The 25,497-nt window shown below is 50.0% G+C and carries 23 protein-coding genes and 1 pseudogene; 5 read left to right on the top strand and 19 right to left on the bottom strand.

Translation table 11 applies throughout. The features are described from left to right. Positions 1 to 14 precede the first annotated feature (14 nt). Both ACESTR_RS10470 and ACESTR_RS10475 read right to left on the bottom strand, forming a co-directional pair. The gene (locus tag ACESTR_RS10470; RefSeq protein ID WP_217729582.1) at positions 15 to 3,314 is read right to left on the bottom strand and encodes a SusC/RagA family TonB-linked outer membrane protein; all 3,300 of its coding nucleotides are present in this window, start codon (positions 3,312 to 3,314) and stop codon (positions 15 to 17) included. A gap of 258 nt (positions 3,315 to 3,572) precedes the next feature. Further along, positions 3,573 to 4,829: a site-specific integrase gene (locus ACESTR_RS10475; protein ID WP_014774507.1), complete on the bottom strand. Its 1,257-nt coding sequence runs from the start codon at positions 4,827 to 4,829 to the stop codon at positions 3,573 to 3,575. An 815-nt stretch (positions 4,830 to 5,644) separates the two neighbouring features. Here ACESTR_RS10475 and tet(Q) point away from each other — a divergent pair. Both tet(Q) and ACESTR_RS10485 read left to right on the top strand, forming a co-directional pair. Continuing rightward, on the top strand, positions 5,645 to 7,570 hold the full coding sequence (tet(Q), locus tag ACESTR_RS10480; RefSeq protein WP_004291466.1) for a tetracycline resistance ribosomal protection protein Tet(Q): 1,926 nt from the start codon (positions 5,645 to 5,647) through the stop codon (positions 7,568 to 7,570). Further along, positions 7,570 to 7,887, top strand: a pseudogene (locus tag ACESTR_RS10485) (hypothetical protein); the annotation flags it as partial. The gene tet(Q) and the pseudogene ACESTR_RS10485, both read left to right, overlap by 1 nt. Here the strand turns inward: ACESTR_RS10485 and ACESTR_RS10490 are convergent. From ACESTR_RS10490 to ACESTR_RS10515, 6 genes are all read right to left on the bottom strand, one after another. Then, positions 7,809 to 8,162: a RhuM protein gene (locus tag ACESTR_RS10490; RefSeq protein ID WP_373179264.1), complete on the bottom strand. Its 354-nt coding sequence runs from the start codon at positions 8,160 to 8,162 to the stop codon at positions 7,809 to 7,811. The pseudogene ACESTR_RS10485 and the gene ACESTR_RS10490 overlap by 79 nt on opposite strands. An 11-nt stretch (positions 8,163 to 8,173) precedes the next feature. Next, the gene (locus tag ACESTR_RS10495; protein ID WP_373179266.1) at positions 8,174 to 9,487 is read right to left on the bottom strand and encodes a PcfJ domain-containing protein; all 1,314 of its coding nucleotides are present in this window, start codon (positions 9,485 to 9,487) and stop codon (positions 8,174 to 8,176) included. Continuing rightward, complete coding sequence (locus tag ACESTR_RS10500; protein WP_004291533.1) at positions 9,484 to 9,900, bottom strand: PcfK-like family protein; 417 nt, start codon at positions 9,898 to 9,900, stop codon at positions 9,484 to 9,486. Before ACESTR_RS10500 ends, ACESTR_RS10495 begins: the two co-directional genes overlap by 4 nt. A gap of 13 nt (positions 9,901 to 9,913) precedes the next feature. Continuing rightward, positions 9,914 to 10,135: a hypothetical protein gene (locus ACESTR_RS10505; protein ID WP_004291534.1), complete on the bottom strand. Its 222-nt coding sequence runs from the start codon at positions 10,133 to 10,135 to the stop codon at positions 9,914 to 9,916. 11 nt (positions 10,136 to 10,146) lie between these two features. Continuing rightward, the gene (locus ACESTR_RS10510) at positions 10,147 to 10,362 is read right to left on the bottom strand and encodes a hypothetical protein (protein WP_004291535.1); all 216 of its coding nucleotides are present in this window, start codon (positions 10,360 to 10,362) and stop codon (positions 10,147 to 10,149) included. A gap of 161 nt (positions 10,363 to 10,523) precedes the next feature. After that, the gene (locus tag ACESTR_RS10515; protein WP_004291538.1) at positions 10,524 to 10,934 is read right to left on the bottom strand and encodes a hypothetical protein; all 411 of its coding nucleotides are present in this window, start codon (positions 10,932 to 10,934) and stop codon (positions 10,524 to 10,526) included. A 106-nt stretch (positions 10,935 to 11,040) separates the two neighbouring features. On the opposite strand from ACESTR_RS10515, the gene ACESTR_RS10520 reads away from it, so the two are divergent. Next, positions 11,041 to 11,253: a hypothetical protein gene (locus ACESTR_RS10520; protein ID WP_007567577.1), complete on the top strand. Its 213-nt coding sequence runs from the start codon at positions 11,041 to 11,043 to the stop codon at positions 11,251 to 11,253. 98 nt (positions 11,254 to 11,351) lie between these two features. On the opposite strand, the gene ACESTR_RS10525 is transcribed toward ACESTR_RS10520, so the two are convergent. From ACESTR_RS10525 to ACESTR_RS10575, 11 genes are all read right to left on the bottom strand, one after another. Further along, entirely contained in the window at positions 11,352 to 11,705 is a 354-nt protein-coding gene (locus ACESTR_RS10525) for a hypothetical protein (RefSeq protein WP_373179268.1), read from the bottom strand. 3 nt (positions 11,706 to 11,708) lie between these two features. After that, a complete protein-coding gene (locus tag ACESTR_RS10530) occupies positions 11,709 to 12,209 on the bottom strand; it encodes a hypothetical protein (RefSeq protein WP_177606273.1) in 501 nt (166 codons plus the stop codon). 245 nt (positions 12,210 to 12,454) lie between these two features. Beyond that, positions 12,455 to 12,787, bottom strand: a complete 333-nt coding sequence (locus tag ACESTR_RS10535; protein WP_178287094.1) for a hypothetical protein — start codon at positions 12,785 to 12,787, stop codon at positions 12,455 to 12,457. Position 12,788: 1 nt separating this feature from the next. Further along, positions 12,789 to 13,205, bottom strand: a complete 417-nt coding sequence (locus ACESTR_RS10540) for a hypothetical protein (protein ID WP_178287092.1) — start codon at positions 13,203 to 13,205, stop codon at positions 12,789 to 12,791. 90 nt (positions 13,206 to 13,295) lie between these two features. Next, complete coding sequence (locus ACESTR_RS10545; RefSeq protein ID WP_373179271.1) at positions 13,296 to 13,538, bottom strand: hypothetical protein; 243 nt, start codon at positions 13,536 to 13,538, stop codon at positions 13,296 to 13,298. A 196-nt stretch (positions 13,539 to 13,734) separates the two neighbouring features. Then, positions 13,735 to 19,551 (bottom strand): N-6 DNA methylase, encoded by a 5,817-nt coding sequence (locus ACESTR_RS10550; protein ID WP_004291462.1) that lies wholly within the window; start codon positions 19,549 to 19,551, stop codon positions 13,735 to 13,737. Continuing rightward, the gene (locus ACESTR_RS10555; RefSeq protein WP_004304266.1) at positions 19,541 to 19,993 is read right to left on the bottom strand and encodes a DUF1896 domain-containing protein; all 453 of its coding nucleotides are present in this window, start codon (positions 19,991 to 19,993) and stop codon (positions 19,541 to 19,543) included. Before ACESTR_RS10555 ends, ACESTR_RS10550 begins: the two co-directional genes overlap by 11 nt. 162 nt (positions 19,994 to 20,155) lie before the next feature. Continuing rightward, positions 20,156 to 22,243, bottom strand: a complete 2,088-nt coding sequence (topB, locus tag ACESTR_RS10560) for a type IA DNA topoisomerase (protein WP_004291456.1) — start codon at positions 22,241 to 22,243, stop codon at positions 20,156 to 20,158. Between the two features lie 60 nt (positions 22,244 to 22,303). Then, positions 22,304 to 23,875: a DUF3945 domain-containing protein gene (locus ACESTR_RS10565; protein ID WP_004291455.1), complete on the bottom strand. Its 1,572-nt coding sequence runs from the start codon at positions 23,873 to 23,875 to the stop codon at positions 22,304 to 22,306. Between the two features lie 20 nt (positions 23,876 to 23,895). Beyond that, positions 23,896 to 24,246: a helix-turn-helix domain-containing protein gene (locus ACESTR_RS10570; RefSeq protein ID WP_004291454.1), complete on the bottom strand. Its 351-nt coding sequence runs from the start codon at positions 24,244 to 24,246 to the stop codon at positions 23,896 to 23,898. 3 nt (positions 24,247 to 24,249) lie between these two features. Further along, a complete protein-coding gene (locus ACESTR_RS10575; RefSeq protein WP_004304264.1) occupies positions 24,250 to 24,612 on the bottom strand; it encodes a helix-turn-helix domain-containing protein in 363 nt (120 codons plus the stop codon). A gap of 201 nt (positions 24,613 to 24,813) precedes the next feature. Here ACESTR_RS10575 and ACESTR_RS10580 point away from each other — a divergent pair, with 201 nt between their 5' ends. Both ACESTR_RS10580 and ACESTR_RS10585 read left to right on the top strand, forming a co-directional pair. Beyond that, positions 24,814 to 25,113 (top strand): helix-turn-helix domain-containing protein, encoded by a 300-nt coding sequence (locus ACESTR_RS10580; RefSeq protein ID WP_004291426.1) that lies wholly within the window; start codon positions 24,814 to 24,816, stop codon positions 25,111 to 25,113. A gap of 31 nt (positions 25,114 to 25,144) precedes the next feature. Beyond that, positions 25,145 to 25,450: a helix-turn-helix domain-containing protein gene (locus ACESTR_RS10585; RefSeq protein ID WP_004291424.1), complete on the top strand. Its 306-nt coding sequence runs from the start codon at positions 25,145 to 25,147 to the stop codon at positions 25,448 to 25,450. The last annotated feature ends 47 nt before the right edge of the window (positions 25,451 to 25,497 follow it).

The following is a 25,497-nucleotide window of genomic DNA, read 5'->3' on the forward strand; positions in this document are numbered from 1 at the left end:
ATCTTTAGCGTCTGTTATAAACCGATTTTCAGCGTCAGCGTAAATTGCTTGGGCACCGGAACCGCAACACCGCCGGTATTGAAGAATTCAGGATCCTGACCGTTGAGCTTCTTGTCGGCATAGATCAGGAAGAGGTTCGTAGCCTGAAGTTTAAGCGACATGTTCGAGAAACGGAGTTTCTTGATCCAGCGCTTCGGGAAGTCGTAGGTCAGCGAAATCTCCTTCATGCGGATGAAGTCGCCCTTGGCGATACGTGCCGTCGAATAGTTGTAGGCATTGTAAGCGCGCGAAAGGTAGTTGTCCTTCTTGACCTGACGCTTGTTGGCGATAACCGGAATATCCGTATGGTTCTCATCGCCCGGACGCATCCAGCGGTTGCGGAACTCGCGCGGCATGGAGAGCAGGTCGCTGTAGGATTCGGAGAAGACCGGATCCAGACGGATCACGTTGCCGAACGAGTAGGTGATGAAGACATTGAGCTTGAAGCCATAGAGACGGAACATGTTGCCGAAGCTACCGAAATCCGTCGGATCGGCCGTACCCGAATACTTCAGATGTCCGAGGTTGTTACGCTCTTGGAAGTTGATCGAGGTGGTCGTGAGCTGGCCTTTCTCGTTGATGAACTGCGGGATACCCTCGTCGTTCAGGCCTTGGAAGTCGAACGAGAAGATCGAACGCGAAGGATAGCCTTCCATACCGAAACCGGTGCCCGATACGAGGTCGATGGCACGCTTGTACGACATCAGGTCGGTCACCTCCTCTTTCAGGTGCGAATAGATGAAGTCCGTAGACCAGCTGAAATTCTTGGTTTCGATGTTGCGGGTCGAAAGAGTCAGCTCGACACCCGAAGATTTCAGACCGGCGACGTTACCGTATTTCATCACCTGACCGCCGATACCCTGCGTGTTGATCACACCGATCAGGTCGTGGTTGTCACGCTTGTACCAGTCGGCTGCGAGGCTGATGCGGTTGTTCAGGAAGCCCATGTCGATACCGACGTTCACCTCGTTCTTCTTCTCGTAAGTCAGCTCGCTGTTCTCCAAGTCGTAAATCGTCAGACCCGACTCGGTAACACCGGCCGAAGGACGCCACGGGGTATTGCTCGTAATGACGACGCGCGAGTTGGTCACGAAGCTGGGGCCGCGGTCTGCGGTCAGCGAGTAGGAAGCCTTCAGCGACAAGTGCGACAGTGCGGGACGCAGCGCCTCGAAGAAATTCTCTTCGTGTACGTTCCATGCACCGGCGACGTTCCATGTCGGCAGCCAGCGGGCGCTGCGGCTCTTACCCATGCGGTTCGTTCCTTCGTAACGGAAGGTTCCGTTGAGGGTGTAGCGGCCTTTCCACGAATAGGTGCCGTTGAAGAAGAAAGCGACGTTGCGGTAATGGGTGTCGGCCAGACCGAAGTAGTCGGTGTTCTCCTCCTTGCCTTTCTTGAATACCTCATAGGCGTAGAAGGGGATCAGGCCCATCGAGTACTGCATACCCCAGCCGTTGAACCAAGATTCGTGACGGTCGCTCTGGTTGACCTCCATACCTCCGTAGAGGTTGATGATGTGCTGGTTGTTGATCTCCGTATTGTACGAAGCGGCAAAACGGAAGTCGTACGACAGCATGTTGTTGTCGCGGCGCTTGTAGATACCGCCCTTGGGCAGGATCGAAATAGGCACTGCATACGCATTGTCGGGATCGGTATACAGGAACGGGTTGTTGTCACGGATCACCGTAGTAGCCATTGCACGGTAGGCGCGGGCCTGATTCGAATAGTCCGTAATGTTGTGCTCCTGCGTCGTAGCCGAATATTTGATGGCGGCCAGTGCGCTCAGTTCGAGACCCGTGACGGGTTTGTAACGCAGTTCTGCTTGGAACTTCGTATCCACGACGTTGAGATCGATGTAGTTCTTCCCAAGTTCGTCGAGAATGTTGAACGGAGCGTAGTTGCGCGTGTAGAATTCATCGGGATCGAGCGTCCGGGACGAATTCATGGCATAAGAGTAGGGGTTGATGTCGAAATCGCGCTTCACCTCGCCGAATACCACGTCGGTCGTCGCGGCCAGCGTACCCGGAGCCGTTTGCTTACGGTAAGAACCGCTCGAAATCAGGTTCAGCGTCAGATTGTCGAAGATATTATAGGTAGCATTGAGGTTCGCCGTATAACGCTCCACCTCGCTGGCCTTGGTCCATCCCGGATCGAACATGGCGCTCATCGAAGCGTAGTACTGCGACTTCTCGGTACCGGAGCTGAGGCTGATCGAGTGCGTGTGCATCAACGTACTCCGGAAAAGCTCCTTGAACCAGTCCGTGTTGCGGTACTCGGCCTTACGCAGGTAGCGGTTGCGCGCAGCCTCCGTATTTTCGAGTTTGCCCGTATTTACCAGCTCCCACATTTTGCCGTAAACACCGCTCGAAGAGGCGTTTGCGATAGTCGAGTTGTTGAGCCAGCCCTTAGCGGCCATTTCCTGATATACCGACATCTGATCCTGAGAATTCATGATGTTGAAATCGGCATAGCGCGGCGTCATGCGGAACGTATAGTCGCCGGTATAGCTGATGCGGCTTTCGCCTGCGCGGCCTTTCTTGGTCGTAACGACGATCACGCCGGCCATAGCGCGCGCACCGTATATGGAAGTTGCGGAACCGTCTTTCAGAATGCTGAAGCTCTCGATGTCGTCGGCGTTGAGACCTGCGATGGCGGAGCTGATCAGCGTCGTGGCGTCACCCGAAGAGAGTGCGTCGGCGTCGATGTCGATCACATCCTCCATAATGACGCCGTCCACAACCCAGAGGGGCTTCGAGCTGCCGAAGATCGACGTCGCACCGCGGACGCGGATCTTGGGAGCGGTACCGAACGTACCCGATACGTTCTGCACCGAGACACCGGCCGAACGGCCTTCCAGACCGCGGCTGATATCGGCCATACCCGAAAGTTTCACATCGTCGGCAGAAAGGCGGTCCGCCGCACCCGTAAAGAGTCGTTTGTCGGTCTTGGTCATACCCGTAACCACGACGGACTCGATAGTCTGCTCGTCAGGAACAAGGGTAATCTGCATGTTCGGACGGATCTTCACATCCTGCGTAACATACCCCAAATAGGAGATTTGCAGTTCCTCGGATTTCGCCGGAACATTGTTCATAACGAAAAATCCCTGCTGATCGGTGGATACACCGATGGTCGTACCTTTGACGATAACCGAAGCGCCGATCACGGCCGCTCCGTTTTCATCAACGACACTACCGCGCACTTGTTTGGCTTGGGCGAATGCCCCCGCTGCAAACACAAGTACTCCAATTAACGATAGTAGGATTTTTTTTACCATAAGCGTTAATCTATTAGTTAATTTTTTAAAATAAAAAAGTTCACTAGCAAAGATAAACGTTTGGCGATTCATATACAAATAAATTTTTAAAATAATTTACTACTATTACACATATTCTGCGGATTAACGTCCGCCACTTACAGTTTTCCCGGCAAAGTGTCGGGCTGGTTACAGATTGTAACCGCCGGTTTTCGGTCTTTTCGGTGATTTCCGGTGATTTTCCCTCCGGGAAGGGGCGCAAGGGGCGGATGACGGCGCTTAGATGAGCTTTGTGCCGGCTTCGGGTGCATCCGGAGGAAGCAAATTGCGGTAAAGGGAGTTGATTCGCTTCGACAGACGTTCCATTTCGCCGTCGAGCTGCGAGTGCGTAATGGTGGCATAAATCTGCGTAGTTCGTATGTTTCTATGTCCCAGCAGCTTGCTGATCGTCTCGATAGCTACGCCCTGCGACAGGGTGATCGTCGTGGCGAAGGTATGGCGGGCCGAATGGAATGTAATCTGTTTCATAATGCCTATTTCGGACATGATTTTGTCGAGACAGGCATTGCACCAGCCGTTGCTCGGAAGGTCGAAGATTCGCTTGGTCCGGGTCATCGGCCTGTGCTTGAGCAGAATGTTGTAAGGCACTTCGAACAGCCGGACGTTTACTTCGGAACCCGTTTTGCGGCGCGTCGTACTGATCCACAACTGTTTATTCACCTGCTGGATATTTTCCAGCGTAAGGTCCTTCATGTCGATATAAGACAAGCCGGTGAAACAGCTGAACAGAAAGGCATCCCGGATAAGTTGTAAGGTGGGAGTGTCGCCCTCGTACTGCATCAGTTTGTTGATCTCGCTCATGGAGAGGTAATTGCGCGTTACGAATTCGCTTTGTAATTTGTAATTTGCAAACAGATCCTTGTTCATATAGCCTTTGCTGCGGGCCAGCATCAGGATGTGTTTGAGGGCGATCATGTAGATCCACGTGGTATTTTTCTTATGGGCGCACTCCTGCGCTATGTAGGAATGAAAGCCCGTAAGGAATTCGCGGTTGAGTTCCTTGAACATTAAATCCTTCCGGTTGTACTTGTCCCAGACGAAATCCGCCAGATGCCGGCATACACACCTATATTTATAATATGTGGTCATGCTGCGGCTGACGCCGACCATGCGTTTGAATTCGTCGTTGTGCTGCTTGAAGAAGGCGACCACGGTCTCCTGCTTGTGATTGCCGCCGAAATACATCTCTTTGACCATCACCGGAGTAACGAAGGCCTGCTCGTAAAAGAGCTTGTTGTAGCATCTCTCGATGTGAAATCGGATATTGGCCAGCTTTTCGTTGATTTGGACGGCCATGTTGCTCCGTCCGCAGACCCGCCCCTGTGCGGTGTCCCAACTGGCGGGAGTGACCGAGAGCCGTGTGGAAAATTGCGTCCGCTGTCCGTTGATCGTGATGCGTCCCATGATCGGGGCCCAACCGTTCCGCAGAGGCGCATTCTTCTTGATGTAGAATAGAACCTTGAACGTGTTTCTCATTGTTTTTAACAACCTTTTTCATTAACCTATACAATACACAAACCGCTTTAAAGGTAATGATTAAGTAACAACCATATGACGCAGGATTGAGTCTAAATAGCTTATTTTCCCCTTGTTGTCGTATTCGGAAGGGTTACGCTGTAGTAACAGATGTGCAACCGATACAACGTCCTGTTGTGAGACAGACGTTTGGTTATCAATTAATTAGACTGCAATTGGCAGATTTGGCCGGAGACGGGCCTCGCGTATTGATTATGAACAATTTACATTATACTAACGCGGGCAGTTGACTTTTTATTTTAGGTTATATACATTCATGTCCATTTATGTAAAAAATTCCTGCTGACCTTGTTTATGTCTTGTCAGTCACCATTTGCAAAACCATATTTGACCCTCAAAGAGGCTGAATTTGATAAGTAACTTGCTACATACTCATAATAAGGAGCTAAATAGAACACGAATGGGAAATACACAAATGCTAAACTAAAGAAGATATTGGCCAAAATAAACGCTATACCGAGAGAGAAACTTGATTTTTCAACTTCCTAAAACGGTGTTGTTCAAACATTTCTACTTATTTGTACTTGCCAGTTGAACCTACGCTTCCCTAATAAAATGTCTATGGTAAAAAGTTAAAAAATCCTCCCACTTTTGTTAGATATATTTTTTTGTGTAATTTTGTAATCGTTATGCGGCAGTAATAATATACATATTAATACGAGTTAGTAATCCTGTAGTTCTCATATGCTACGAGGAGGTATTAAAAGGTGCGTTTCGACAATGCATCTACTGTAGTATATTATTGCTTAATCCAAATGAATATTATAAATTTAGGAATTCTTGCTCACATTGATGCAGGAAAAACTTCCGTAACCGAGAATCTGCTGTTTGCCAGTGGAGCAACGGAAAAGTGCGGCCGTGTGGATAATGGTGACACCATAACGGACTCTATGGATATAGAGAAACGTAGAGGAATTACTGTCCGGGCTTCTACGACATCTATTATCTGGAATGGAGTGAAATGCAATATCATTGACACTCCGGGACACATGGATTTTATTGCGGAAGTGGAGCGGACATTCAAAATGCTTGATGGAGCAGTCCTCATCTTATCCGCAAAGGAAGGCATACAAGCGCAGACAAAGTTGCTGTTCAGTACTTTACAAAAGCTGCAAATCCCGACAATTATATTTATCAATAAGATTGACCGTGCCGGTGTGAATTTGGAGCGTTTGTATATGGATATAAAAACAAATCTGTCGCAAGATGTCCTGTTTATGCAAACTGTTGTCGATGGATCGGTTTATCCGGTTTGCTCCCAAACATATATAAAGGAAGAATACAAAGAATTTGTATGCAACCATGACGACGATATATTAGAACGATATTTGGCGGATAGCGAAATTTCACCGGCTGATTATTGGAATACGATAATCGCTCTTGTGGCAAAAGCCAAAGTCTATCCGGTGCTACATGGATCAGCAATGTTCAATATCGGTATCAATGAGTTGTTGGACGCCATTTCTTCTTTTATACTTCCTCCGGCATCAGTCTCAAACAGACTTTCAGCTTATCTCTATAAGATAGAGCATGACCCCAAAGGGCATAAAAGAAGTTTTCTTAAAATAATTGACGGAAGTCTGAGACTTCGAGACGTTGTAAGAATCAACGATTCGGAAAAATTCATCAAGATTAAAAATCTAAAGACTATTTATCAGGGCAGAGAGATAAATGTTGATGAAGTGGGTGCCAATGATATCGCGATTGTAGAAGATATAGAAGATTTTCGAATCGGAGATTATTTAGGTGCTAAACCTTGTTTGATTCAAGGATTATCTCATCAGCATCCCGCTCTCAAATCCTCCGTCCGGCCAAATAAGCCCGAAGAGAGAAGCAAGGTGATATCCGCTCTGAATACATTGTGGATTGAAGACCCGTCTTTGTCCTTTTCCATAAACTCATATAGTGATGAATTGGAAATCTCGTTATATGGTTTGACCCAAAAGGAAATCATACAGACATTGCTGGAAGAACGATTTTCCGTAAAGGTCCATTTTGATGAGATCAAGACTATCTACAAAGAACGACCTATAAAAAAGGTCAATAAGATTATTCAGATCGAAGTACCACCCAACCCTTACTGGGCCACAATAGGGCTGACTCTTGAACCCTTACCGTTAGGGGCAGGGTTGCAAATCGAAAGTGACATCTCCTATGGTTATCTGAACCATTCTTTTCAAAATGCCGTTTTTGAAGGGATTCGTATGTCTTGCCAATCTGGTTTACATGGATGGGAAGTGACAGATCTGAAAGTAACTTTTACTCAAGCCGAGTATTATAGCCCGGTAAGTACACCTGCTGATTTCAGACAGCTGACCCCTTATGTCTTCAGGCTGGCTTTGCAACAGTCAGGTGTGGACATTCTCGAACCGATGCTCTGTTTTGAGTTGCAGATACCCCAAGTAGCGAGTTCCAAAGCTATTACAGATTTGCAAAAACTGATGTCTGAGATTGAAGACATCAGTTGTAATAATGAGTGGTGTCATATTAAAGGGAAAGTTCCATTAAATACAAGTAAAGACTATGCCTCAGAAGTAAGTTCGTACACTAAGGGCTTAGGCATTTTTATGGTTAAGCCATGTGGGTATCAAATAACAAAAGACGGTTATTCTGATAATATCCGCATGAACGAAAAAGATAAACTTTTATTCATGTTCCAAAAATCAATGTCATTAAAATAATGGAGCGGTCAGGAAATTTCTATAAGGCAATACGGTTGGGATATATACTTATCTCCATTCTTATCGGATGTATGGCATATAATAGCCTCTATGAATGGCAGGAGATAGAAGCATTAGAACTTGGCAATAAAAAAATAGACGAGCTCCGAAAAGAAATAAACAATATCAATATTCAAATGATAAAATTTTCTCTATTGGGTGAAACAATACTGGAATGGAACGATAAAGATATCGAGCATTACCATGCACGGCGTATGGCAATGGACAGTATGCTCTGCCGTTTCTCTTGTGAGAGTGCCTTTCCCACCAGCCATGTGCGGAACAGGTGGGTGTTGTAGGTATTCACCCTGAAAGCGACCGGGATGATGATTTCAAGGGCGTACACGTCCGCGTGCAGCCCGTTTTCAAGCTGCATGTAGCGGCACACCTCGTAGTCGTTCAGCACGTCCGACTTGCGGACGGCTCTGATGGCGGCGTTCACTGCCGGGACGGTCGTATGGAACAATCCGGCTATTTCGGTGGCGGTCATCCACACGTCGTTACCGGTTACGCTGACTGCCTTGTCCTCGATGATGATTGTGTCACGTTTCATGGCTTTTCTTTTTAGATGGTGCAACCTGCAAATTCCTCGACGCCGTTCAATCTTGCGGCAAGGTTCTCCATGTCCTGGTTGTGCTTGCCGTGGCACTGCACCACTTCGAGGGTTCGCAAGTCCACCTCTACGGTTTCAATAATCTCATCGCCAATCCTTGCCGATAGTATGAGGGTGTCGGCTTTCTTGTAGTATCCACTGCCAAACACGCAGATGCCCTGCGTCTTGCCCTCGTTGTAATACTCGTCTATGCTTTCAAGCACCTTGACGATTATTTCCTCGTCCGTGATTACCAAGCCGAAGAATTTGGATTTGTTGGCGATGAAATCCTCCGCATCTTTCTTTCGTTGGAGTTGTCGCTGTTGCTCACGCTCACGCCTTTCAATCTCCCAACGGCGTTGCTCTGCGGCTCTTTCCTTCTCGTGTATGGCTTCAATTTTTCGGGTTGCGTTGTCGTGTGCCGCCATGAAATCTTCGGGACAGATGTTCTTCGGGTTACGGAGGTCTTGACCGAGTTTTTTGAGCATACGCAGATAGTCGCACCACATTGAGAGGTTGTCTATCTGATACTTGTGACGCTTGGCAATCAGATATGATGCCCAACATTCATCGGCAGTACGGGTATTGAAAAGAAAGTGTTTCATGACCTCAATCTCACCGCCTTTCATAAGGGTTTCAATTCTTGGGTCTGAAAGCAAGGCTTTGAAAAGACGCACGGGGGAGATGCCGTGGAAATCGCCCTTGAAGCCGTTACGTCTGAGTTGGGGCAATATCCTCATCTTTGGATATGCACAGCTTCTTGCCACCACATCATCGTATAGGCTGTTGTGCGGTCTTACCTCCATATCGCTGCCTAATGCCCACACATCGCAATAGCAGAAAAGGAAGCCACGGAGCAACGCCATGTCCGTAACCTTGCCGTCGGGTGAAATCCAACGCTGCACGACCTCGTGGCAGTAGAAACGCATCGGTTCGCCTTTCCTGCTCTCGCATCTGACCTGCGCCACGCGGATTACCTGATACCCTTTGCAGGTGGTTATCACGCTGAAATTCTGCGTTTCCTTGTAGATGCGTCTGCGTGTGTCCTGCACTTTGAGTTCGGCATGGCATTTGGGGCAGGTGCAGCCTTCAAGGGTGTCGCATAGTCCGCTGTCGCTGTGCCACTCGTGACCGCAGTCGGAACAGGTGATGTTCCCTTTCTTGGTGCGGTAGCCGATATGCTCAACGCAGTGGCGGTATGCCCAATCTATTTGTGTCGCTGATATGGGGCGAAGGTTGGCGGAAAGTCTTGCCACCTCTTTCTGTATCTTGGTCTTCGGTTTCATAAGCCTAAATCAAATAATGAGGGTTGGGGTTGGTTTTCTTTTCTCGCTGACGGTCTGTGGCGGTTCTGCAACTTGCGGAGTTCCTCCTCTTGGTATTTGCGGACAGCGTTCTGACGTGCCTCCGCCTTTTCCTCTGCCGTGAGTTTCACAACGTGGTTCACAACCACTTGGCAGTCCATCGGTTTGCCCACCTCTATCTCGTTTTCCTCATAGTAGTGGATGGCTTGCCCGAATATCTCTCCGTCCGTGAAACCGTTGCAACCGCTTTTCTGCACATAGTTCAGAATGTGGGTCACGCACTCGTCCATGTTCTTGGCAGGGTTGCGGTACTTCTTTGCAAATAGCGCATCTTCCTCCGCACGCTGTTCCAAGTACATATATATCGTTCTCTTGAAATGGTCTGTTCCTTTCATATCGCTGTCATTTTTAGATTATCTGTTTCAGTATCTCTCTCCAATAGGTCGGCTCTACCTCGCTGAGAAGGAAGTCCATGAAATCCCTCCGTGCGTCCTTGTTCAGTTCGTGGTACAATCTTCGGAAAGTTTCAAAATTGCCGTTGATGTACGTTTCCACCATATACACGAAGATGTTGTCCACCTCGTAATATCTGCACTGCTGCGCTGCCGTCTTGCTGTTTCTTTTTGCCATGTCGGTAAGGGTTAAAGGGTGAATAACCAAAGGATGAAGCCAAAGAAGGCAATGGTGGAAAGGATAGCCACGATTACACCTATCGCCACTCGGAACACTCCGTTTACAATCTCTCTGATGATGCCCCAAAGGATGCCGAACACCCCGAAGGCGGTGCGCATCATCAAGCCGCATATCGCCAACCCGATGTGTTGCGCCATTTGTCTGAAATTTGCCGTTGCCGTCATATCTTCGCTGTTTTTGATTTTTTTGTTTTTAATGCGGATTCAAGAGCTGAGGGAGTTGAGTTTCAAACTATCTTATCTGCCTCTCGTTTATCCGACATTTTTTTTATGCGTCTTTCTGTCGCATCGGTCGTTTTCGTTTCGGGTGCTTGAAAAGGTAGGGATTAGGGAATGCAAGGTTTTTCGGTCAAAATACTACCCGCAGGGCTGGAGATTTTTACCGAAAACAGGAGGCTTGACCTTGCTTTCCCGTCCAATCCCGGAATTACCTTTGCGCCCAGAACGAAAATGACTGACTGATGCGGCTTACTGAAAGGCGCAAAATGGAGGTAAACGAAAACAGAGGCAGATTGTGTAGAAAAAAACTTCAGGGGAAAATCCGTAAAAAAAAGAATCACCAAAAGGAAAAAGACATCACCGGAAGCGTGAAAAGGGCAAACCACAACAAAGGAAGTATGATTGTTTCCGATCCGACGGAACTTGTTCAGCCGGGTGGCAACAATCATTCTTCCCGGTTTGTCCGGCTGTGTGTGGGCGCCTGTTTCATTCATGGGGCAGGCTGACACACTCTGCATTCACTTTCCGCTTCCGGCAAAAGAGACAGCGAAAAAAGAAAAATCATTTGAAAACCCGTAAAAGCACCTCTTGGCATAGGCGCAAAAGAAAGGGGCATTGCTTCATCTGTCTAAACATCGTTTAGGCGTGAGGCAATGCCCTTTTCTCCAGCTATGCGGTAGTCGGCACACGTTTGTTCCAAACTCGTTTTGGGCAATGGTGTGCCGACGGACAATACCGCTTTTACGGAAAATTCTTATGAATGAGGGGATAAAAAACGGGAGTTTATATCAAAATCTCGAATTAAATAGCTACTTTTGCATACGAAGAGTTCTTTGAAGGTTACGCAACGCGCAGAAGGATAATGCAGTAGATAACTAACTAAATCGTAACCTATTACTATCAAGAGCAATTAACCTACGCTCATTTCCAATAAATTACACTCTTTTCGTAACTTCATGGCGCAAAAGTACATGTTCGGAGTAGAGATAAAATGCACCGACTTTCCATGCTCCAATCAATAGTCCAAGCCCTAATAGAAATGCACTAAAATAGAGCCGTATATTGGGACGTGACAGTTTGCGGATATTCACCCAGATAAGAATAGCCGCAGCCATCATTAGTAAAGTATATCGTAATGTTGGATGCCCGTCTATCAGTCCTCCATCACTCCAATAATGAAAATCCAGATAATCAAGGCAATAATTATAGGCAATATAATAGATTGTCAAACTCCCTACGATGTAGGCAGTTCTTACAAGTATGCTTTTAAGCGTGGGATTGAGGGTCATGGATTAGTTATTGAGGGATTTAATTATTCTTGCAACAACAGGAGCACAAAGCGGAACACCATAGTAAGTGCCATTATATATATTTTGCTCCATGATTACGAAGATTCTGTATTGCGGATTCTCGGCAGGATAGTATGCCGTCAGACTGCCCCAATAATGCCGTTTTCTATTGGCTCTGACTGTTGCACCTTTAGCGGCTATATCCAAACTTTCCAACCCAACATAATCGGTTCGGCAATCGTCATAGGAGAATTGTTTACTTTTCTCCGCAGCGATATTCATAAAATCTTGTTTGCAGGCTTTCGGCCCTCGTTTTGTCATTCTGCAATCTGCCGATGCAATGTCATTTCCTTTCATATCAGAGAGAATTACAGCTCCTTGCAGGGCTTTTTGAGCCGTCAATATGTCCGATAGGATTTGCTGGACGTTATCATGGCTTATTGTCTGTCCATTGGTGAATAGAGCCGATAAGATGAAAGCGACGGTTAGTAGATAGCGGTTCATAGGTGATAATGTTATGTGTATAATATAGCTGTGACGCATTTTGCAAAAATCTCTTTTATATACCCCTTAAAAATTATGTCACTATCGAAAGAGCAGGGACAAACATTGCCAAAGTTTCAATACTGATTCTTTGGCAATGTTTTTAATAATGCTTATCTCGATTTTCTTTAATCATTTCTCGGATAAATTTCCAGATTACAAATAGAATAATGATTATGAAAATCCCTAATAATGTTGGCATAATTTTATAATTTATTCATTTCTTGAACTATCTTATTTATAACCATTTGATATGATAAATTCCATGTGTATAAATCATATAATTTCCCATTGACCCAAGGCAAGACCACTCGACTTTGTTGTATGGCCGATAACTTATCCAATTCTTGTTGAATGGCATTATGCGTGCGTTCTATCCGTTGCATATATAAGGCTAATTCTTGGGCATTGTAAGGTGTCGCCCCTCCATCTCGACAAAAAACCTCGTCGATTCCATTAAATTGCAACAGAATAAATTTTGCTTGTTCCCGAATATTATCCGCGATTTTATCTGCGTTAGAGCGTCCAAATAAGCCCATATCACAAATTTATTATCGAATCTAATATATCTCTATCTGCAATGCTTTTGGCTGTTGCCACAAAAACAGGGTCATTAGATGCATAGTCATTAATTAGTCGCATCCATTTTTGAATAGAGCTATAAACAAACGATTTTTCGCTGTTTGTATGAAGTTCGTCTTTTAGAATATTGCGGCAGTCAATGCCTCCATTAATCGCATATACTTGCCACTCCGTTTGTGAAATACGGTCAACCGTTTGTTGAGAAATGCCAAGATAATTCATGAAATCGAAATATTCCTTTTGTATGCGATTCCCTGCTGCTTGGTTCGGATGCGTAATATATGGCTTCACAATACCAAAAAGATTATCAAGTACAATTACTAATGCACAACGGCCACTTTCAGAGAAAGTGTTTGGAACAACTAATGTATTCATATTTATATGTTTTCTATATTTGAGCTAAAAGAGCCGAACTAAGCAAGTAATACAAGGAAAAACGATAATTGTTTCATAGTAAAGATTGTATTAAGAAAGAGCCATTATTATACAGATAATAAAGAAAATAACACCTGCAATGATGCCAACGCCCGTAGCATTCATTTCTTTTTCTTTTGCTTTTTGCGCTCTTGCAACTCTTTGTTCATATTCGGGAGTTCCTCTTTTTTGGTCTAACAACCAATTTGCATGGCGAATCATTTCTTCCGCCTGTTGTTTTGTATAGGCGTGTCCTATTCTTTCGCCTAATCTATTGCGACATTCGTACATCATAATTATTTATACGGCTGAATTAATTCGTCATTCAAAATGTTTTTCGACTTATTAAAATAAGAATAAATTTTAATAAGGGCTGCCCAAAAAGAAAAAAATGCAGTTGCCATCCTATAGATACTTGCAGAAAGGATAAAATTTACTTTTAGACCTTTTGGGATAGCCCTTATTAATACTTCAGATAAAATTCCTTAGGTTATATTTTCAATCCTTTGGACCGGGTTTCCTCCTTGGCATACAGTCCCGGACGCCCGATTATGACATGGTTGGCAACGATACTATCCGCCGGACTGCGTATCTGCGGCGGTGCATTTTCGGGATATTGCGCCTGCCTGTTCCTCACATCTTCCGCTTCCGGCTTGAGCTGTTGCCCTTCATTCTCCTTTTCTGCGACTTCGGGCGTGGGTGGCGCAAGCTCCAGCTGAATTTTTCGGTCAAGGGCGGCAAGTTCGGACTTCAACTGCTTCAGCTCGTCCTCCTTCTTCCACACCTTACCCGCTATCTCCTGTAACTGCGGTATCTCCATCTCCAGCACCTCGTTCTTCGCCTTGTACTGGTCGATGATGGAGGGTATCCTCTCCATCGCGTTGAGGAAGTTGCGGGCGGCGGCCAACGGGTCAGCCATCGCCAGATGCCCGTTGTTGTAGGTGTACTTGTAGTTCCCCTCGACCACGAAGCGGTTGTCGGTGAACTCCAATCCCTCTTTGAGTATCCTTTCGCTCACCACCTTTATCGGAAAACCGTAAAGTTCACCGACCTGCGTGTACAACCCTCCGGTCGTGGCATTCTTGGCTATCTCCTGCAAACGCTTTCCGATGACCTTCTCATCGGCGGAATCCACTCCGTCCACCTTTATTATATTAAGGCGGTTGCCCTCCTTGTCGGTCTGCACCACCGACAGGAAGCGGTTCCAGTCCTCCGTCATGGCATCTATGAAAGCCGTGTTGTTGCGCAACTCGCCGGTCTTTGACTCCAGCTTGAACTCCGAATCACGCTTGCCCTTGTTGAACGACTTGCGTTCCCCTTCGAGCGATGCGATCCGCTTTTCCAGTTTCGCCTTGTCCAACAGGTCGGTATTGCCGGAGAGCAACGCCATGTATTCCGAGAAATTCATGCCCGATTTTTCGTCCATTGCCCCCTCGTCGATGGTACGCGCACCCATCGCACCGCTTTTGAGCTGGCTTATGAAAGTCTGCTTGCAGTGCAGGAGGTTGAACTTGTAGCTGTCCAGTGACTTCTCCACCGCGTAGATGATTACATCCACGTTGTTCCCGGCGAAATGTTTGGCAATCTCATTACCTGCCCTAACTCCGCGTCCGTCACGCTGTTGCAAGTCGGACGGTCGCCACGGCGTATCGAGATGATGGATAGCCACACACCGTTTCTGGGCGTTCACACCCGTTCCGAGCATAGAGGTAGAGCCGAACAGCACACGCACCGTCCCGGCGTTCATGGCGTCTATCACCGCCTTCCGCGCCTTGTCGGTCTTGCACTCCTGAATGAAGCGCACCTCGCTTGGCGGTATACCGTAGTCCTCCGTCAGTTTGCGCTTGATTTCCGAATAGACGTTCCACCCGTCGCCCGGCTGGTATGTCCCCAAATCAGAGAAAACGAACTGCGTGCCTTTCTGGGCGTCGTATTTTTGATAATACTCCGCGATCATCTTGGCACAGTGACTCGCTTTGTTGTCGGGATGATCTTCGTAATTCGGGTCTATCATGCGCATGTCGAGTGCCATTTTCCGGGCATAGTCCGTGGCGATGAGCATCTTCGCCTTTTCTTCCGTTTCCGAAAGCGGCAGCCTGCCCAACAAGGTGGCATCGCCCGTCTTGGCGAACTGCATCAGTTTCTGTATGAAGTCCTCCTGTTCCGGCGTGGGCGGTATATGGTGCAGTATCTCGTTCTTGGCAGGACGGTCAACGCCCACATCCTCCGCCGTGCGGTAGTCCGTGATTTCATTATAGAAGGCGGCAAGCTCCGGCACTTTGATGAAGTAGCGGAAACGCTCCTTCTGGACCACATTGTTCGTCACGTTAAATTCAAAATCCGTCGTCTTCTTGGCAAATATCGCCGCCCAAGCGTCGAAACACCTTATGTCCTGCCGTTCCAGCTCCTTCGGGCGCAGGTACTTGAACAGCAGGTACAATTCAGTCAGTGAGTTGCTGATAGTCGTGCCGGAGAGGAAGGTCGCACCCAAGTCTTTTCCTGTGCGCTCCTGTATGGTGCGTATGGCAAAGAGCATGTTAAGTGCCTTCTGGCTTCCCTCGCTGTTTCCCAATCCCGCCACACGGTCGTGGCGCGTGTTGAAAGTCAGATTCTTGAACTGGTGGCTCTCATCTATGAAGATGTGGTCGATGCCCATCTGCTTGAAATCCACCACGTCGTCCGTGCGTGACTTTATGGCGTGTTCCACCTTCTCCAGCTTCGCTTCAAGGTTGTGCTTGCGCTTCTCCAATCCTTTCAGCATCGCCCGCGACACGTTCTTTCCCTGCTGCCGTAGCACTTCGAGGTTTTCCTCCACCGTGTCAAGCTCTGCTTGCAGGATGCGCTGCTGCAATTCCGGCGACTGCGGTATCTTGCCGAACTGGTCGTGCGACATGATGACGCAATCGTAGTCGTTGTTCTTTATATTATTGAAGAAGCGCACACGGTTGGCGGTCGAAAAGTCCTTCTCCGAAGCGTACAGAATACGTGCGTTGGGATATGCCGCCTGATAGGTGGCTGCAATCTCCGCAACGTTGGCTTTCAGCCCGATAATCATCGGCTTGTGTGCCAAATTCAGACGCTTCATCTCATGCGCGGCGATGCACATTATCAGCGTCTTACCGGTTCCCACCTCGTGGTCGCAAATTCCGCCGCCGTTCTGTTTCAACATCCAGACGCAATCCATCTGTGAGGGATAGACGCTCTTGATACCCCGGCTTGCCAGCCCTTTCAGGTTGAGGTCGGGAAAGGTCTGATGGGAGCCGTCGTAGCGCGGGCGCACGAAACAGTTGAACTTGCGGTTATACATCGTCACAAGCCGCTCCTTGAACTGCGGCGACTGCTCTTCGAGCCATTCGGAGAAGCCGTTTCGTATCTCGTCAATCTTGGCGTTGGCGAGTTGTATTCCCTCGCTGTCGCGCATCTTGATGTCGTTGCCATGCTCGTCCTTGCCGATGGACTTCATCATGTCAGGGCAGGTGTTGTGCAGGGCGTGTTTTAGGAGGTGCATACCGTCATAGTTCCGGTAATACCCCTTCACCAGAAACTCGTCCGTGATTTTCATGGTGCGGTAGCCGCACACCACCGAAAACTCGTCCATGCTTGCGGAATAGGCGATTTTCACCTCCGTGTCGAACAGCCGGCTCATGTAGGCGGCATAGACACCCGTCGGAATCCAGCGTTCCCCGAAATTGAAGTCCAGATCCTCGAAGGCGATGCGCTGCGGCTCGGCATCTTTCAGAGCCTCCAACGCCTGCTTCACCTCCGGCATACGCTCATTTTCGGGATTGTCACCCATCCATGCCTCTATGCGTTCCGCTTTCTCTATGACATTTCCGGCGATGAAACGGTCTTTGATTTCGTAACCGGTCACGAGCGGATTGTAGTAGATGCGCCCTTGCAGGGCAGTGAGCAAATCCTCCGCCGTGCTGTCGGTTATCTCCCGCATATAGTCGAGATTGACCGTACCATATTTGTTGAGCGACGCAGACAGGGCTTCTTCGGGAGAGCCTACGTTGGCATGGCTCTCCACCGCGAAGGAAACAGGATGCTCGAAGATGTCCGCCTTGACGAACTTTCCGTTTTCCATCCGTTCCAGCGAAAGGATGTCGCGCCCGCCCGCATCCATCATCACTAACTTCACGTTCTGCTTGGCGTTGAGGTTGCCGTAGCGCATGACAAACTCATCGTAACAGGTATTCAGATGCTCTCGCCACGGAACATTTGCCTCGCGCCGGAGCGATTCATAACGGTACAGACGCTCGTAGGCGTCACGCAGCGACACATACAACAACGCCTTTTCCTTCTGGTATCCTTTCAGGTCGAGCGGCTGGAATGTCGCCCCGTATGGCGTGATGTCTTTCAGGTAGCCGATGTTATGACGCCCCCGGTCAGCCACCAGCGACCCTTCGCGCAGGTGCATCTCCGGCGTGCGGTGGTAGGCACGCGGAGAAAGGTCCACGACTTCCTCCTTCGGCTTTTCCGCTTCGATGTCGGGGAAAAGGAAAGTCCCCACCGCTTCCGATGGGGTATCTGTAACGGCAGGTGCGGCGACTGCCTCCGGCTGTGTTTCCTCCTGTCGTGGCTGCTCACGGGAAGTTTCCGGCACGGCTTTCACTTCCGTCTTTTCCGCCACTTGTTTCTCGTTATGCTGCCTTGCCAGTTCCCGAAGTTCTTTCCTACGCTCCGGCGTCAAACCCATCATCATTTCATAGAAACCGTTGATGGGAGGATTGGTATCCCAGTCCAGTGTGGCATAGATGTCGTCCGGGTCGGCAGGCTTGGCGGTGTTCTCCGCTTTCACCTCCTTATTCTCCATTGCGGGTTTTGCAGTTGGAGCTGTCGGTGTAACCGTGACTTTCGGTTTGGGCGGAGTGGACTTTGCCGTAACTGCCTTTTTCACCGTCTTTTTCTTTTTGGAGGTTTTCGGTTGGCTGACCTCTTCCGTCATCCCCCAGAGGTCAAGCAGGGTGAGCTGCACGCCTGCGGAATATTGCGGGCGCGGTTCTATCTCCGGCTTTTCATCTGCGGGTTGCGGCTTTTCTGTCGGAGTTTCCACCGTCTGCGCCGAGGATACTGTTTCCAATTTTATGGCAGGACGCTCTACTTTATTTTGAACGGCAACTTTTTCTTCCGTTCCTGCCTGCCGGATTGAACCCGAATACAAGCGCATGGCAAGCCTGTAATGGAAATCCTCGTCGAGCATACGGCGCAAATCCCCGGCGATGCCTGCTGCCTTGCCCTCGTGCAGATAAACCATAGCGGGCTTCCCGTAGGGGTCTGTGTCAAGTTTCGCCATCGTATGCACGATGCGTTCCGGGTGGTGGATGAAATAGGCGTTGTCGGTCAGGGCGGTTTTCGTGTCCGTCTGTATCACGGTCATCAGCCGCTCGTCCTGCGACATTTCCTTCTTGCTGAGGTTCTTTTGCAGGACAATCAGGTCACTGCCCACCTCCGTGCCCGCGTTGTCCGTGAACAGGTTGTTGGGCAGGCGTATCGCGGATACCAGATTGGCCTGACTGAACAGCTCGTTACGCACGGAGGTCTTGGTGCTATTCAATACCCCTTGCGAGGTGATGAACGCCACGATACCGCCGTCACGCACGGCATCCAGTCCTTTGAGAAAGAAATAGTTGTGGATGGTTTTCTGGGCGGAGCGTCTGCCGAAAGAGTCGCTCCGCTGAAACTCCGCGTCGAACACGGCAATGTCACCGAACGGAATGTTGGACACCGCCAAGTCGAAATAATTGTTGAACGGTCTTTCGATTTTCTCAAAACCGCAGGTGCGCATTTTCTGGTCGGGATAGAGATGCCTCAAGATTGTACCCGTGAGCAGATCCTTCTCGAAAGCCATCACATCCGCATTGGGGCTGTGCCGCAGCATGGAATCCACGAACACGCCGACACCTGCCGACGGTTCGAGCATACGGGCGGGGCGGACGCTGTAATCTGCCAGCACGTCCGCGATGGTGTCGGTTATCTCTTTGGGGGTGTAGAAAGCGGTCAGCACGGACGCTTTCAGCGAATCCACAAACCGCTTGTACTCTGTTTCGTCCTTGCTGTTCTCACGGATAAGCCTGTGCAGCTCCACCGTCGGGGCGAACAGTTCGAGGTCGGATTTCGCCCACCGGACGGCATCCGTCAGTTCCTTTGCAGGGTTGAGGATACATTTCAGACCGCCGAAACCGCAGTACCTTTGAAGTATGGCACGCTCTTCGGTTGTCGCTGTCCTATTTTCCCTGTCAAGGATGAATGCCGTCCGTATCGCCTCGATGTTGTCCCGCAGTTTCTGTTTGCGGTTAAACGCCATATTCGTCTAAGTAAAGGACGGTTGCTCCCGTCAGCTCCGTGTAGAGCAGGTCGTAATCGGAAGACAGGGCGAAATTGTCATCCGAGAGGTCATAGACGGAGAACACGTTGCCGACAAGCGGCAGCAGTTTCAGGACAAAGGCTTCACGCTTCTCTTCCGGCACTTCATCGGCAAACTCGTTTTCCACGACTTCGCGGAGGATGGCGTAACGGGAATAATGCAGCCCGCGCAGCAGCGTGTCCATCGCCAGTTCCTGCGCACCATCGGCGGGATAGCCTTCAAGCCGTGCCCTCTCATACGTTTCGGCGGCACGGTCGGCCCGTTCCCGTATGAAAGCGGTGTCGTCAGCCTGTTCAAACTTGTTCGTGCGGAGATAGTCCAGCAGGTACAGACCGTAATAGGAAAAGTCGGTCTGACCCTCGTTTTTCTTCTTGTTGTTCATTACTTTGGATTTAGCGGATTGATAATTAACGGGATAATCGGTTGGAAAAAGGAAGAAAAAGGCACTCGGTATCCCTCCGAGTGCCACCACTAAATCCAAAGTATGAGTGTAATCCGGTATCGAAGAACAATTCATTACTCTGAACAAGTGGCAAAGTTAATACTATTTCTTCCGTCCTGAAAATTTCTTGTCCTTTTTAGCCTCCGGGAACACAAAAGTCGTGTTATATTCCCCGTCAAAGGCGACAACAGCATCGAAACTCTTGCCCTGTTTGCTCTTGAACCCTTTGAGCAGCTTGGTATGCCCTTCGGTGAGCAGGTCTTTGATTTCATCGTCGGACAGGGTGCGTCCCGCTTTCAGCCGGAACACGGGCAGTCCGCACTCCGTGTTGTCGCAGCGTACCACCTTGCCGTAGAACCGCATCCTGCCCGTGCCACACTTGGGACACGCGCAGCCGGAGTCACGGCTGCCGAAGAGCTTGTCGCACGAGATCAGTTCGGAGGTTATCTCACGTGTGTACGCCTCTATCTCCTTGCGGAAGGTGTCGTCGGACAGTTCCCCGCGCTCGATACGCGCCAGCTCCTTTTCCCATTCGCCCGTCATGGCAACATCGGCGATGCGCATCGTCTTGACGACGGAATTGAGGGCAAGTCCTTTTTCGGTGGGAACAAGCGACTTCTTGCAGCGTTCCATGTAACCGCGCTTGAAAAGCGTTTCGATGATGGAGGCGCGTGTGGCGGGAGTACCGATGCCACAGTCCTTCATCGCCTGCCGCAGTGCGTCGTCCTCAATTTCCTTGCCCGCCGTTTCCATTGCCGAGAGCAGGGTGGCTTCGGTATGCAGCGGCTTGGGTTTGGTCTTTCCTTCGGTAATGGACGAGCCTTTCGGTGTCAGCGTGTCGCCTTCCTGCCAGCCGGGGATGGTAATTTCCTCTTTTTCCTCGCCATAGACGGCACGCCATCCGGTTTGCTTCACGACGCTGCCTTTTACGGTAAACTCCACTCCGGCACATTCCGCCGTGACAGTGGTCACATCCTTGACGCATTTCTCAGAGAATGCCTCGACCATGCGCCCGGCAATCATCTGATAGATGGTATTGTCCTCTTTGGAGAGGAAGAGCGGTTTCTCACCCGTGACGAGCAGGGCATGGTGGTCTGTCACCTTGCCGTCGTCCACGCTGCGGCGTGTCGGGGCGGCTTTTGCCCGCACCTTGTCTTTCCATTCGGGCTGTGTGCCGATGAAAGCGAGCAGTTTGGGAATTTCGGCAAACACGTCTTCGGGGATGTAGCGGCTTCCCGTTCTCGGATAGGTTATCAACTTCTTTTCGTAGAGTTTCTGCGCGATTTCAAGCGTCTGTTCCGCCGTGAAGCCGTGCTTGGCGTTGGCTTCTTTCTGGAGCGTGGTCAGGTCGTAGAGCAAGGGAGTTTCCTCCGTCTTCTCCTTGCGCTCGGCTTTCGTGACAGTGGCGCAACCTGCCGCCTTTACCTTATTATATAGTTCCATCGCCGGTTCTTTCTCTTTCCATTTCTCGGAGGATGAGAATTTCACGACTTCGCCGTCGCAACCGTCCGTTGCGATATGGAGCTGCCAGAATGCTTCGGACGTAAAGCGGCGGTTCTCCCAGTAGCGTTCACATACCATAGCCAACGTTGGTGTCTGCACCCGCCCCACGGAATACGTGCCGTGTCCGGCGGCGATGGATAACGCCTGTGTGCCGTTGATGCCCACGAGCCAGTCGGATTCGCTCCGCGCTTTGGCGGCGAGGTAGAGGTTGTCGTATTTGCTGCCGTCTTCGAGTTTCCGCAGTCCCTCGCGGATAGCTTTGTCGGTGAGAGAGCTGATCCACAGGCGCACGAAAGGAGTGGTGCAACCCGTATAGTGGTAGAGGTAGCGGAAGATAAGCTCTCCCTCGCGTCCGGCATCGGTCGCCACGATGATATGTTCGCTTGTGTCGAACAGTCTTTTGATGACTTTTATCTGCGACACCACGCCGCTGTCGGGCTTGTAACCTTTCTCCGTCCTGACCTGACGGGGGACGAGCGTGAATGTGTCGGGAATAATCGGGAGGTTGTCACGGACAAATCCGCGCACGCCGTAGCCGTCGGGCATGGCAAGCTGAACGAGGTGTCCGAATGCCCATGTCACGGCATAACCGCCTCCCTCGAAATATCCTTCCTCTCTCTTTGTCGCGCCCACGATGCGGGCGATTTCACGTGCCACGGAGGGCTTTTCTGCAATGATTGTCTTCATGTCTTCTTCTTTTTTGTTGATACTTTGGATTTTATTTTGGATTCAGTGGCGGACACGGGATTACATTTTCATGCCCTTGCCCGTTTTCTTCTGCGGCTTCTCCTGCTGCTGTTGCTGGCGGGCGTCCTTCGGGTTGGTCTGACCTTTCTGCAACGGCTCTCTCAGATTCTTTGTAGCCTCGTTGGTCTTGCCATCGTTGTTCACCGCCACCTGCGTGCGGCTCTCGTTGGACGGAGCAACCTGCTGTGCATTGTCAGGGTTCGTGTCGTAGCGGTACGGGCGTCCCTTCTCCGGGTTGAACTTGATATACATCGTGGCATGGAAGCCCTGCTTGTCGGTCACGTTCTCCAGCTTCACGGCTTTACCCGCCACATAGTCGGCTTTCTGCTGGTCGGTGAAGCTCACGCCGCTCCATTTGCTGATGGGGCGGATGCTGCCGTCCTCGTTCGTCCACGTGTTGCGGCGTTGCTCCTTCTTGGTCTGTGCGGCATTTTCCCCGCCCTGCGCCTGACTTTTCGATGTGTCGCCTTTGGTTTCCTGTGTCTGTGCGGTACGGGGCGACTTGCCGGTTCCCGGCACGAACTCCACGCCGCGCTGCTCCACGTTCACTTGCAGGGTGGTGACGAACTTTCTGCCGTCGTTGCGCTCGATGAGCTTGTCGCGTACGGGCAGTCCGGCGCGGAGCATGTCCCGCTCCTGCGTGGTGATTTCCGTCTTGCCGATGCGCTCCGGGATGCGCACCCTGCTTGCCGGAATGTCCGTGATTTCATTCGTCTTGCGGTCGATGCTGATGTAGGAGGGGATGATCTCGCCCGTTTCCCTGTCCACAATGTCCACGACCCTACCGAGATTGCCCGTTTCGCGGAGGTTCTTCCGGTCATTGTCGGAGAATTTGTGTTCCTTGTACTCATCCAGCTTCTGCTCCTTGCGGATGAAGTGCGGCACGAGGCTGATGTTTCCCTCACCGTCCTTCTTGAAGGAGAGGCGGGCGTCCAGCTCGAATGATTCGCCGCCGAAGGTCGGTTTGACCTTTACCAAGTCGGACTTGCCATAGTTGAGCATCTTCGTAAGGTCGCCGGACTTTTCAAGGTTGTCCCGCTTTACGCCCCATCTGTCCTCCAGCTCCTGCCAGTTGATTTTACTCTCGTCGATGGGCTGGTAGCCACGTTTGCCCTGCATCTGTTCGGATTTGTCCTGTTGCTGTTCTTTCCGTTGTTCCATGTTCTCCTGTTTTTGAGGTTCTTGTTTCTCTGTCTGTTGTGCTGCCATCTCTTCCTGCACCTTCTTCTCATAGTCGGAGGTGTCCACCTTGTGAGGGGCGAGCAGCTCCTTGTTCGCTTCGGGGTCTTTCAGCAGTTGCTTCATCACCTCTAAGAGATTTTCAGCTTGGTCTGCCGCAATGCGGTAGAAACCGAAGCGGCTGGGTTCCTTGCACTGCCGGAAGAAGTTCTTGAAGAAGTTGTCCAGCACGTCGCCATGTCGGTCGAATTGCAGGAAACTCTGCGCGTTCTCCGCTTTTGCGGGGGTGCGCTTGGGTGTGCCGTCCGCGTTCAGCCCGGCTACCACGCTGATCTCGCCTGTCTTCTCGTCACGGACTACCAGCACGTCCTTTTCGTCTTTTTTCTTTGCCATCTGAAAAATGTTTTAATGGGTTATTTATGAAAGAAATTATGGATACGAGCCTTGTAGAAGGCTATATCTTCCTTTTTGAAGTCCTTGATATGGTTGGAAAGGAATGTCAGCACGTCCTCCTCGCTGTAATAGGTCTTCTTGCCCAGCGTCTTGTAGGGCAATGCGCCTACGCTGCGGTAGCGTTGGAGGGTGCGTTTGCTTATCTGGAGCAACATGCACAAATCCTGATTGTCGAAAAGGCGGATGCTTTCCGTGATAGTGGGCTGTTTCCCCTCAGCCTTCATCGCCAGCAGCAGTTCGTCCTGACGGTCGAGCCGTTCCATCAGCTTCTGCATCCAGCCCTCGAAGTTGTTTCGTGTGAGCAGTTCCATGACCTATGTCCTCCTTCCTTTTGGTTTGCCGCCCGTGCGCAGCGTGTGGTTGTGGAACAGGGTGTCTATTGTCCCTTCCTCGTTCCTTACTGTGTTGTCCTCCAATAGCCGCAGTATCTCGGAAAGGCGGTAGCGGCAGCTTCCGCGTACCACCACATACTCGATACGGTGGTCGGTGCGCATACGCTGCATGGTGCGCTTGCTCACGTTGAGCATCTTCGCCGCCTGTGCCGTGTCAAGCAGCTTGTCTTCGGTTTCCCGCTTCCGTTTCTTCTCGTCCCTTGCCTCGCGGATGTACCCTGCGATGTTCGCAATCTGCGCCATCATCTCCTTGTAGGCGGAACTTTCCATTGTTATCACTTTCATGTTCAGTCCTTTCTTTTTGTTTCTGCGACAAAATTCGGCAATAAACAAAAGGGGCTTTAACAACTCACTACGTGACTCACGTAAGATTTTTGCGGAAGATGGCTCCGTAACCCGGTCAAACGGCGCAACAGGCAGCCTTTCAGCGGAAAACGATACGTCTTGTATGCCGTTTCGTTACCTTTGCGGCAAACTCTAAATGACATGAATATGGAAATAGTATCTATCGAGAAAAAGACTTTCGAGATGATGGTGGCGGCATTCGGCGCACTCTCGGAGAAGGTCGCCGCCCTGAGGCGCAAAAGCGACACGGGGCGCATGGAAAGATGGCTCACGGGCGAGGAGGTCTGCGGGCAGTTGAGAATAAGCCCGCGCACGTTGCAGACGCTGCGTGACAGGCGGCTTATCGGCTACTCGCAGATAAACCGCAGGTTCTATTACAAGCCAGAGGAGGTGAAGCGGCTGATACCGCTTGTCGGCACGCTCTATCCGCACGGCAGATGATTTGATTTATTCACCCACTGAATCCGAAGTTATGATGAACGAGAACAACGATGTTTTTACGATGGAAGACGAGCCGATAGCCTCTGTGGTGCAGGATATGCGCAAAGGCTCGAAATGGCTGTCCGCATTTCTGGAAAGCTACCGTCCTCCGCTGGACGGGGAACGTTACCTGACGGACGGCGAGGTGTCGGAACTGCTCCGTGTGAGCCGGCGCACCTTGCAGGAATACCGCAACAACCGCGTGTTGCCCTTCATACTTTTGGGAGGGAAGGTGCTTTACCCGGAAACGGGGCTGCGCGGGGTACTGGAAGCGAACTACCGCAAGCCGCTGGAGTGAGGCGGTTTCATGAAAAAGTAAACGGGTGACACCTTTTGTGGTGCTAC

Origin of the sequence: Alistipes sp. DJF_B185, assembly GCF_964250025.1 — a bacterium.
Lineage (GTDB): Bacteria > Bacteroidota > Bacteroidia > Bacteroidales > Rikenellaceae > Alistipes > Alistipes finegoldii.